Genomic DNA, 11,152 nt, shown 5'->3' on the forward strand with positions numbered 1-11,152 from the left:
AGTCTATGCCGGACACTGTTCTTCGCACGGATCCACGCTTCCCGCTCGCCAGCCGAACGCGCAATGCACGCTTCCCCTCCTCGGATGCGCAGCTGGCCGGCCGCGTGGAGTACTGTCTCGACGCTGAAGATGTGGCTCACGCGCTGCAAGCCACGCTGGACGCAGGACTGCGCCCGACGGTTCGTTCTTCCGGCCACTGTTACGAAGACTTCGTCGTGAACAATCCGAACGGCGCGATTCTCGACGTCAGCTCACTGGATCGCGTTCAGACAGATGTGATGGGCAAGGGCTCCTACTCTCTCGGACCAGGCACCATGCTCGGTCGCGCCTATGAGCAGCTCTATAAGCGCGGAGGTGTCTGCATCCCGGGTGGCACCTGCTACACCGTCACCGCGGGCGGACACATCTCCGGCGGTGGTTATGGAACGCTGGTGCGGCAGTACGGACTGACGGTCGATTGGGTCACAGCGATTGACGTTGTTACCGTCGATCAACATGGTCGCGCAGTGCCACGCCGCGTCTCCAAGCAAAGCGAGCCGCATCTGTTCCGCGCACTCCGTGGAGGGCAGGGTTCGAACTTTGGTGTCATCACGAACTTCCATTTCGATCATCTTCCGCCGACGCCGCAGGAAGTCGTCCACGCGAGTGTTTCCTGGGACTGGAAGGACATGACCGAAGAGAAGTTTGTTTCGGTGTTACTGACCTACGGAAAGTGGATGGCTGAGAACAGTGCTAAGAAAGAGACTTGGGGGCTCTTTGCCGGCTTGTATCTCAGTAACAAGACGAGCGGTCGTATCACGATGCGGGCTGAGTTGATGAATCCGAACGGACCGGTGACCGATCTGTCGGTCCTTTACGATCTCTGCGACAAGCTTCAGCCGTGCAAACCTCTTATAGAAAAGCCGAGTACCATAACGCCCAACGTAGACGATCGTCGAGGCCCACCGCCTGGCGATTCCGTCTGTTACGGTGATCGCCCCGTGGACCGACAACCCTGGCTGGAATCCACACTCCAGAACCAGGGCGGCAGCACCATGGCCGTCAATCGGGGCCGCGCCAAGTACAAATCCAGCTACATGAAGGCCAACTTTACAGAAGAGGAAGCACGCAGCTTTTACCACGTGCTTTCCGACGAGTCGACGCGTGGCGTGCTTGTCGCGATCGACTCCTACGGTGGTGCGACAAACAACCCTGATCGTATTCATGACACTGCCGTCCCGCAACGCTCCTCGGTCATGAAGCTGCAATACATGAGCTTCTGGGGCAATGAAGCCGATGACGCGTTTCGCTTGAAGGGTATCCGCGATCTTTACAACAACGTGTACTCCACAGGCAGTGTCCCGGAGAAGTACAAAGGCACACCCTTTCCCGGTGAGCAGTATGACGGCTGCTACATCAATTATCCAGACGCAGATATGTTGCAGCATGACTTCTGGCCGCAGCTTTACTATGGCACTGGCGAGCTCTATCCGTTCCTGCAACAGGTGAAGCGGGAGTACGATCCTCACAACATCTTCCATCACGCTATGGCGATCCAAGCCTGAGGTGAACCGCATGCAACAGAGTTGGACGAGACGACACTTTCTCGGCGCAGCCAGTCTGACCATGGCAGCACATGGCATTCGCTTCGCAAAAGCACTACCTCCCCATGAAGGGGCGACGCACGCCTACGTTACAGTGCAGGACCGCGACGGACACGACGGTATCCAGGTACTGCGATCCGCCGACGGGGTGTGGCAGAAAACTCACTTCATCGAAACCTTTGCCCCATCAGCCATTCTCCTCAGTGCAGGTGAGGATCTGCTCTTCGTCGCAAATGCGCGCAACCGTTTTGAAGGATTACCCACTGCATCGATCGAAAGCTATCGTATCGATCCACACAGCCGTATCCTCACACGCATCGCCACACGGAAGCTCGGCCTTGCATCCGTGATGCCGCATGCGATGGCTCTCTCTCCTGACGGGTCCCTGCTCGTCGTCGCCGCTGCTGCGGGCGTCTACAACATCCTGCCTGTCTCCCTTGAGGGAATCCCAGGCGAGGTCACAGCGGTACGGAAAGAACTACGCCTCAATTCAGAGTCACCTACGCGCATGAACTTCGTGAGTAAGAACAAGCTCAAGGTTCAAGATCAACACGGCACCCGTCTCTACCATTGCGATCGAGATGGCATGAGTCAGCTTCAGGCATTGCCGTCAAGCACGCAGCAACAGAAACCTGGGCCTCCACTCCTTGTGCCGGGTCAGCGCTCTGTGGTCTTTGCACGCTTTGCGTGATCACTTCTGCGAAAAGTCCTTGTGCTGCACCGCAACGCGTTGCGCCGTAAAGAGGACTTCTGGCGCTGAAGACATTGGTGTACTTGCAACCGACCGCAGTCTGCCGGCGTGGAACGCGGTGGACATAAACCCGCCGTCGCCGCAGCATACAGTCTGGCAACGTATTGAATTTAGAGTCAGCCTCCACTTCGGCACCGCCGCCTGTCTCGATCGCGAGTGGGCGACGGACCGGCGGATCCCAAGGTCTTACGCGCGGGCGTGGCGCGCATTCGCTAGTTCCAAATCTTTCGCTTGGACGATCCTTCGATAGCCGCGAAGTGATTCAAGACACAAGAGAAAGGTGAAGCCTAGGCTCCACCCTTCTCATGTGTCTGATTGATCGTCACGCCTTGCGTGCCTGCCAGGAGGCAACGCCGTATTCGCCAAGCTCAACCGAACCGCTGGCGGTGTTGCCTGCGACCGTGCCCTTGAAGTTCCAATCGATCTGATGACCTGAGACAGGCATCGTGCTGCGCAGCTTCAGGTCGTCGCCGTGGATGGTTCCCTTCAGCACCGCGTTGAAGAGTTCGCCCCTCTGCGTTCCGGACAATTCGCTGCCCTGCTGTGTCAGGTCAAACTCCTGCTCGCCCTTCCCGCGCAGATACTGAATCGCGACATGCCACTTGCCGTCTACCTTGCTTGCGCCAGGTGCAATCACAGGATCGGAGTAGTGGTCAGGATGCGAAAGCGCCACGAAGATAGCGTCCGCGACGATCTTCTCTTCGCCCGGTGACATCATGTAAGGCATCACGGTGAGCGTGCTTGCCATGGTCTCAGGGCGCACGCCGGTGCCCCCGTCGAGCATGATGCGGGGATTGCCTGCATCCAGCTTTGCTGTCAATTCAGTACCGGTGATGTTCAGCACCTTTGCATCCCAGTGCACGCGCAGACGAGGCGAACGGTTCGAAAGATCCTCCGGTTCCAGGTACTCAAATGTCGTCGACTGCAGCGGCTTCAAACGTGCTTCGATGGTCTTCAGCCAGCCCATCCACATCTTCTGCTCGGCCTCGTGATCACGCTTGCCCCACTGCTGCACAGCAGCGCGGATGCCCATGATCTCTTCCTTGCCAACCTTGTAGGCGCGCCCATAATTGTGGTGCGGCGAGGCCTGGAACCATGCAGCCTTGGTCAGTTCCTTGTCGCCCAGCAACAGACCCGCAGCCTGTGGTCCGCGCATGCACTTACCACCTGAATAACCCACCAGCGATGCTCCAGCCTGCAGGTGCTTGTTCGGTGTCAACGGCTCTTCCGCCGCAGCATCGACAAAGACCGGCACGTTCTTCGCACGCGCGATCTGACAGATGTTCGCTATGGAGAGGGGCCCTCTCTCGGCAAGCGGCGAAGACAGCAAATAGACCATCGCAACCTTGTCCGTCAGCTTCGCCTGCAACTCTTCCGCGCTATCGACTTCCACGATCTCCGCACCGGTCATGCGAACACCGAAGTCATACGGATTACGCGAATGCTTCGGGATGATCACCTGCGACTTCATGCGCTTGTACGGGAAGGCTTGCGACCATTCCACGTTCGTGCCGCACGAACAGGCGACCGTCGCAAGCGCAATTGCCGCTTCGCAGCCAGTAGTGACGGTGCAGCCGGGCGCGCCTAGCATCTGCGCAATCTCAGACCCGACCTTATCCATCAGTTCATCGAGGTGCACGAAGTAGAACGAGGCTTCGTACATCGCCTGTTTCACCTCAGGCAAAGAACGCGAGCCCGTGATGATGGTGAAGGTGCCATGCGCGTTCACGATGGGACGAACACCGATCTTCGTGAAGAGGTTGTCCTGCGGTGTGCCGTGCGATGTCGACATCACCGCGGGCGACGACTGACCGTCCGCCAGCAATGCGGCGTGTGCGGACAGTGGAGCAGCAACGGCTGCCGCAGAAAGTACACCAGACTGTTTAAGAACATCGCGTCGCGTGGGACGCGCCTTGCTGAACAGAGACATGATCTTCCTTTGGTGTTTCGATTCCACAGCAGCCATTTGGAACTAGACGTAAGCGATACAGTCCATCTCGACGAGCGAGTTGCCCGGTACACCACCTGCGGGAGCAACAGTCGTGCGGACCGGCGGGATTCCGGTGAAACGGCCCATGTAGGTCTCGTTCATCGCCTGGTAGTCCTTCAGGTCATTCAGGTAAACGTTGACTTTCAGGACCTTGTCCATCGAAGAACCGCACTCGATCAACTGCTTCTCGAGCTCATCAAGCACATGCTTTGTGTGCTCCTGGATCGTCCCCTGGAAGTGTGCTCCGACGCCCGCGAGATACAGCGTTCCGTTGTGCAGCACAGCGCTGGAGAAGAGACGCTTCTCGCCATCCTTCGGCTTGGGCCATCCCTGCTTCTGCTCCTTGGGCGCTGCCGCGGCTGCCATCGACGGTGCCAGCGCAGCTGCGCCAGTGACAGCAGCGGCAGCTCCTGCAGCGTTCTTCAAGAGGTTACGGCGAGTTGTCTTATTTGCGAGGTTCGGCATGTTTCTCCTTTTCAGCCCAGGGCTGGTTTACGAAGCGTTGGGTTGCGTAAGCAGCTTGCGTAGCGCGGCAGCGACCACTTCGGCCTCGCCGGGTTGCAGCATCCACGTCGCAAGCACAATCGTATTCTCGTCGGCAGTATGAATGCGGCCACTGTTGCCGGTCGCAGGATTCAACTCGATGGGAGGTCTCTGAGCGCGCAATTTGTCAGCGACCTGTAGCGGCGTAATGCCCACAACCTTCGGGTCGTAGCGAAGGAAGAGATGAGGAACATGGTTCGCGATCTTTGGCATGAAGATTTCGGTCTTCATGGTCGGCACATCTTTCAACGCGGCCTGGATGACATGCGTGCGATCGAGAAATTCTCGTTGCATGGTGGCGTCATCCTGCGAAAGGATCCAGTCGACCGCCGCGACCATTCCGGCAATCTGTTCCTTCGCGACCTTCATGCCTCGGCCTACGGCATCGCTATTAGGACTGTCGTTGTCGGTTGCCAGATCGATCAACTTCTTCTTGCCCAGCAGCAGGCCAGCGTTCTGAGGCCCGCGGATACCCTTACCGCCTGAGAAGCAGACGAAATCAAAGCCCATGCCCGTGTACTTCCACAGATTTTCAATTGGCGGCATGTCGGCTGCTGCGTCGAGGTGGCAAGGCACGTTCTTTTCGTGCGCAATGTGGAGCCAAGTCTCACGATCAATCAGTGCGGAAGGATTGTTCTCTGGTGCCGCGTCGTTGAAGTAGTTCGTCATCACGGTGCGGTCGTTGAACGCCTTGCGATAGTCGTCCACCGTGGTAACTTCACGCACCTTCACACCACACAGAATCATGGCGTGGTCGTATTCGTATCGATGCGATTTCTGCACGATCACTTCGTAGCCGCGATCCAGTGCGGCCTGCGGGATCTCTTCGGGCTTGATGCCGCCCTTCGCGGCAATCGACGCAGCCGTTGCAAGTGTTAGTGCGGCAGATGCACCAGAGGTGACCAGCGCTCCCTCGCATCGCAGACGCTTCGCGATGTACTCACCCGCTGCTTTGTGTAAATCCTTCAACCGAACAGGATGATGTGCCGCAACAGCGACCGCACGCTGCACAGAAGGTGGCATAACCGCAGCTGTCAGATAGGTATAGGTTCCGGCCGCGTTAATTACGGTGGAGACACCCAGCTTGGCGTAGTAGTCGTCAGCAGCCGGATCGGCCACCGCTTGGGCCATGGATACACCGGGCAGCACAGCCGACGCTGCAACGGCTGTACTCAACTCAAAGAAGCTTCTGCGAGAAAGCAATTGCTGTTCCGTCCGCTGTGTCACGAAAACACCTTTCCCTGGAGAGCGTGCCATTCAACGTAATGAGTCCGAATACCGCTAGCCTACCTGTGCTGCCCAACTGAATGATGGGGCAGATGTCCTAGACTGTTCGTCAAATCCGGCCGAACTGCTTCACTGCCGCGACGATGGAGTGCAGGCGCTCAATATACGGATACATCGCATGCTCCGTCTCGTCCAGCTTCTGCGCAGCGACCAGGACTTCAGCTGCCCGTGCACGAGGGATTACCACCACACCATCCTGATCGGCAGAGATGATATCTCCCGCGTTGACCGTAACGCCATCGCAGTCCACCGGAAGGTTCATGCCGCCGAAGCGATAGTGGCCCACAGAAGTGGACGGCACAGGGCCAGTCGCATATACAGGAAAACCGATCCGCTTTAACTGTGGAAGATCTCGCACCCCCCCATCGACAACCGCTCCGGTAAAGCCACGCGACCACATGGCCGTGCCCATCAGGCCTCCCATACCGGCAATGTCTGCACCGTCTTCGATCTTCATCACATACACCGATCCCGCACCACCGGTATCAATGGCCTTCAGCATGCCGCCCAGCGCGTCCGGATCGTGGTTCTCTTCTTTCTTCAGTAGCACCGTCAAAGCCGTTCCGACGAACTTCGTCGGGAAGATCGCCTGCATCTTGTGACTCATGTAGTGCTTCTCGTGCAAAGTCTGTTCGATCGCATCCGAGACCGACGCAGCCTCGACATGCCGGTATGCCTCAAGCATGCCCGGAAGATCCTTCTCGTAGTCCGCTGCAGTCTTTGGCGTTTGCGCCATTACCACGGTGCGTGTGCAGACCGCAGCACAGGCTGTAAGACTCAACACAACTGTTCCAACGATAATCCGCCGATGCAATGCCATTCGTTCGTACCTCTGTCGTAAATCTAAACTCTCCACTGGAAAGATTAGCCGCCGGATTGCTCCGGCGGCTAGAGACCAGTGAAGTTTGAAGCGGGTTAGAAGTTGATCTTGCCTGCCAGCTGCAGGGTACGCGGCTGGTATCCAGAGGCCATCTGCGAAATGGTTCCAAAGTTCGATCCGCTGAAGTTGAATGCGCCGGCCGTGGTGGCCGAAGGCAGCGTGGAGTTCGGGTTGCCGAGGTTGGCGTGATTGAACAGGTTGAATGCCTCACCGCGAAGCTGAAGCTTCAGACGCTCAAAGATCGCGAAGTCTTTGGACATGGAGAAGTTCACGTTGGCAAAGCCCGGTCCCTTGATGTCATTGCGGTGCAAGGTGCCGAAGGTTCCCAGCGCTGGCAGCGCGTAAGCCGTGGTGTCGATGCAGGCTGTCTTCGAAATGACAGTCGAACGGCCGCAGCTCGCGGAGTTACCGAGGTGGACGAAGTTCGGACGCTGCGTGCCGATGCCCAGCACATGAGCGCGATCGTCCGTGATGCCAACGTTGAATGGAATGCCGCCCTGCAGGGTGACGATACCGTTCGCGTGCCATCCGCCCAGCAGCGAGTTGCCGATGAGGCCAAGCTTCCGGAACTCAGGCATCGCGTAGGTCACCGTGCCGACGAAGCGGTTACGGATGTCCCAGTTAGAGTTCGCGTAGTCCGCGCGCAGATTGTTCTGGATCATTGCCGTACCGCCGCCGTTCGCGTCGCTCGACGTATCCATGTTGTGCGCCCACGTGTAGCCCAACATCACGTCCAGTCCCTTATAAGCATGCTGGCGATAGATAGCACTCAAGCCGTTGTATGTCGAGAAGCTATCGTTGTTGATCTGGCGGATCTGTCCAAAGAGCTGGTAAGGACGGTTAGCATTCGTCGTGGCGGCAACCGATGGTAGCGGCTGGTTCGGGTAATAGGAACGATCCAGATACACGCTCTTCGAACCGAGGTATTGCAGCTCAAGAGCGCCTCCCTTCCACATCTCTACTCCGGTATCCAGATTCCACTGGTACATGCGCGGGGTAGGTAAATAGTGGTTATCCGTGAAGGCGCTGACGTATGTTCCGGGAGTTCCGGCAACCGGAGCAGCAGCGCCCCCCTGTCCACCCGTCGGGTTTGTGTAGGTCAACGGCGCCGTCGCAGCATTGGCGACAGTGTAAACAACCGACGCTGCAAGGGGGTAGTTCGTGGATGCAAGCGTGAATGCATTCAGGTGGTTCGGGTTGTAGTAGATGCCGCCACCACCACGGATGACAACCTTCTCATTCGCGCGGTATGCGAGGCCGAGACGCGGAGAGACCAGGTTCGTGTTGGAACCAACAAACTTGAATCCGGGTGTCGGAACGAACGAAGCTCCAGTGGTAGCGGTGCTATTAGGAATCAGAGCCGTGTAGTCCGAGTTGAGAATGCGAGCAAAGCCATTCAACGAGTACGGCGCCAGCGGCAGTTCATAACGAACGCCGTACTGTACCGTCAGCTTCTGCGATGCCTGCCAGTTGTCCTGCGCGAAGAAGCCATTACGCCACGATGCTACCGAACCCTTTACCTGGTAGACCGGTGTCGTGGTCTGGTAGATATCGCCAGCGATGAAATCGGCTGCTGCGTTGCCGGTATATGAGCCGTTGAAATTGAACTGACCACGCGGAGTATTGCCAGCGGCACGACCGATGCTCATCTTGCGGATGTCAGCACCTACCATGATGTTGTGCTTGCCGAAGTTGTAGCTGATCTGGTCATAGCCATGAATCGTACGGTCATCCTGGAACCAGTTTGTACCTTCTGCACCCAGGCCGGTGTAGTTGGTAATCAGGACCGTGGGGATACCCGGGTTGGCGTTAGCGGTATCAGCGTTGAAGCCGGGTATACCAAGGGCCGTTCCCGCATTGTTCAGTCCAGCCGTGTAGAAGTAGTTAAGCGCATTGGACGAAAGCTTGTTGAAACCAATGCGGAAGTCGTTGATCAGGCGTGGCGTGATGATATGCGTGTACGCAATCAGGCCGTTGGTGTTCTTGGTCGGCGACGAACTTGCCGATGTAGGAACGATGTTGCCCGAGGCCGTTTGGATCGTCTGGTAATCAAAACGTGCAAACAGGCGAACCTTCTCACCGATGTTGTAATCCACGCGATCCAGTGTCTGGTCCTGCATGAAGCTGTTCGGTACGCTTTGATTCGCATTGTTAGTCAGGCCTGCGACGTTTGGCGTGGCATAGTACTGCAGCAACTTTGCAGCAACGGCTGACACCGGTACTTGGTTGTTCGTGTAGAAACCGCCGGCTGGATTACGCAATGGCGTTGTAATCGCAGAAAAGTCGCCCCGCTGCATCGCAGAGGTCAGCAGCGTCGCAACCGTCGTCGTCTCCTGCTTCTGGCGGACGCCTTCGTACGATCCCATGAAGAACAGCTTGTCGCGACCGTTGTACAGGAATGGCAGCACGACAGGACCATCAAGGACAAAGCCGAACTGGTTGAAGTGCTGCACGGGCGTCTTCGCAGTCGATGATGCGAGGAAGCTCTTAGCGTTGAAAGCGGTGTTCTGCACGTAGTCGAACGCAGTTCCGTGGAAGCTGTTGGTGCCTGCTTTGGTGTCCACGTTGATGTGAACGCCCATGTATGCACCGTACTGCGCGGTGTAGTTACCGGTCTGCGTCTGCACGGCACCGACGGCGTCTGCATTCGGCGTCACCGGTGAATTCGAGATAAGCGAATTCATGATGGTGATACCGTCCAACGTCAGCGAGTTCGTGACCTCGCGTGTACCGGCACCGATGTAGTTCGCGCCCGGAGGCGTACCGCTGTAGCTCGTCTTCGGTCCAACAATGATGCTTGGGTTAGTTGATGCCAGTTCCATGACGCGGCGGCTGGCCATCGGCAGATTCTCGACCTGCTTGCTCGTCAGTGTCTCGCCGACCAGCGCGTCATCCGTCGAAAGCGCAGGAGTTTCAGCTGTAACCGTGATTTCCGTACTAGAAGAGCCGACTTTCAGCGTTACATCGGTACGCGCCGCCATGTTCAACAGCACTTCAGTACCACGGCTCGTCACATGCGAATAGCCACTTTGCTCAACGCTGACGTCATAGCTGCCCGGTTGCACAAACTGAATCTGATAGAAGCCCTGTTCATTGGTCGTGCCGGCGTACTTAACTTTTGTCGCTGTATTCACAGCCGTGACATGTGCACCAGCTACAACTGCACCAGTGGTATCTGTGATAGTTCCTACAAGGGACGTATTGTTCGCGACCTGCGCAGACATCACGGCAGGAAGAACGATCGGGGCAAGGTAAAGAAGAGGCTTCTTCAATGGGGCTCCTGGTCGAACTGGATATGCATACAGGCGATGAAGGCGCGGCGATGCCGCACTCACTCGCGAAACTGGTTGTGCTGATAAACGCATTTCATATGACAGCAGCCTTTGGCGCATCGGCCAAATTGCGCAACGATGCCTAAGTCAAATGACCTAGGAGCGGCTGTTGGTTTCCATGGATGGAAGTTCTAAGCCCCGTCCAGATGGACGAGTCCGCGCTGAAGCGCAAAGATGGTTGCCTGTGTGCGGTCACGGGCGCCGACCTTGTCGAGCACCGCGCTCACATGGATCCGAACCGTCTTCTCCGCAATGTGCAACTCTTCCGCAATCTCGCGGTTGGAGCGGCCTCGCGTAATGCAGGTCAGCACTTCGGCTTCGCGCGGGGTGAGATCGGTTGCAGGGATGCGTTCCGCCAGACGGTTGAGAACTGCCGACGGAATGTAACGAAGATCGCGCCCCACAGCCTCAATCGCATTCAGGACTTCATCGCCACTTGCGTCTTTGGTCAGGTAACCAAGCGCCCCGCCCCGCAGTGCGCGGTAGATATCCTCACTCCCCTGGTAGGACGACAGCACGATGCACCGTGCCTGCGGAAACTCTTTGCGGATTGTGGTGAGGACCTCAAAGCCGCTCATCCTGGGCAGTCGCAGATCCAGCAAGACGATGTCTGGCAGAAGCTCACGGTACATCGCAACGCCCTGCTCGCCATCGACGGCTTGCCCCACAATCTGGAGACCGGGCTGCATCGACAAGACGCTGTTGAGCGCCATGCGAGCCAGGAAGTGATCCTCTACCAGCAGGATTCGTGTGAGCTTCGTCATCAGGATCAAAGTATCAGAAAGC

At 57.4% G+C, this 11,152-nt stretch carries 9 protein-coding genes; 3 read left to right on the forward strand and 6 right to left on the reverse strand.

What is annotated here, in order from left to right; all coding sequences use genetic code 11:
• Positions 1-5: 5 nt before the first annotated feature.
• Positions 6-1,544, forward strand: coding sequence for an FAD-binding oxidoreductase (locus BLW03_RS00980; protein ID WP_074651939.1), 1,539 nt, complete (start codon positions 6-8; stop codon positions 1,542-1,544).
• 10 nt (positions 1,545-1,554) lie between these two features.
• On the forward strand, positions 1,555-2,274 hold the full coding sequence (locus BLW03_RS00985) for a lactonase family protein (protein WP_074655683.1): 720 nt from the start codon (positions 1,555-1,557) through the stop codon (positions 2,272-2,274).
• 382 nt (positions 2,275-2,656) lie between these two features.
• Here BLW03_RS00985 and BLW03_RS00990 read toward each other — a convergent pair whose 3' ends face one another.
• The 5 genes from BLW03_RS00990 to BLW03_RS01010 form a co-directional block, all read right to left on the reverse strand.
• Positions 2,657-4,264, reverse strand: a complete 1,608-nt coding sequence (locus BLW03_RS00990; protein ID WP_074651940.1) for a PLP-dependent transferase — start codon at positions 4,262-4,264, stop codon at positions 2,657-2,659.
• A 42-nt stretch (positions 4,265-4,306) separates the two neighbouring features.
• Entirely contained in the window at positions 4,307-4,789 is a 483-nt protein-coding gene (locus tag BLW03_RS00995; RefSeq protein ID WP_074651941.1) for a RidA family protein, read from the reverse strand.
• 27 nt (positions 4,790-4,816) lie between these two features.
• A complete protein-coding gene (locus BLW03_RS01000) occupies positions 4,817-6,094 on the reverse strand; it encodes a selenocysteine synthase (protein ID WP_074651942.1) in 1,278 nt (425 codons plus the stop codon).
• Positions 6,095-6,203: 109 nt separating this feature from the next.
• Positions 6,204-6,974 carry an RraA family protein gene (locus BLW03_RS01005; protein ID WP_074651943.1) on the reverse strand — a complete coding sequence of 257 codons (771 nt, stop codon included), beginning with the start codon at positions 6,972-6,974 and terminating at the stop codon, positions 6,204-6,206.
• A gap of 95 nt (positions 6,975-7,069) precedes the next feature.
• Positions 7,070-10,306, reverse strand: coding sequence for a TonB-dependent receptor (locus BLW03_RS01010; RefSeq protein ID WP_074651944.1), 3,237 nt, complete (start codon positions 10,304-10,306; stop codon positions 7,070-7,072).
• Here BLW03_RS01010 and BLW03_RS20520 point away from each other — a divergent pair.
• Positions 10,306-10,452, forward strand: a complete 147-nt coding sequence (locus tag BLW03_RS20520) for a hypothetical protein (RefSeq protein WP_170834913.1) — start codon at positions 10,306-10,308, stop codon at positions 10,450-10,452. The two genes, BLW03_RS01010 and BLW03_RS20520, sit on opposite strands and share 1 nt — an antisense overlap.
• A 45-nt stretch (positions 10,453-10,497) precedes the next feature.
• Here BLW03_RS20520 and BLW03_RS01015 read toward each other — a convergent pair whose 3' ends face one another.
• Positions 10,498-11,130: a response regulator gene (locus tag BLW03_RS01015; RefSeq protein ID WP_074655684.1), complete on the reverse strand. Its 633-nt coding sequence runs from the start codon at positions 11,128-11,130 to the stop codon at positions 10,498-10,500.
• Positions 11,131-11,152 lie beyond the last annotated feature (22 nt).

It is taken from the genome of Terriglobus roseus (genome assembly GCF_900105625.1).
Taxonomy (GTDB): Bacteria; Acidobacteriota; Terriglobia; order Terriglobales; family Acidobacteriaceae; genus Terriglobus; species Terriglobus roseus_B.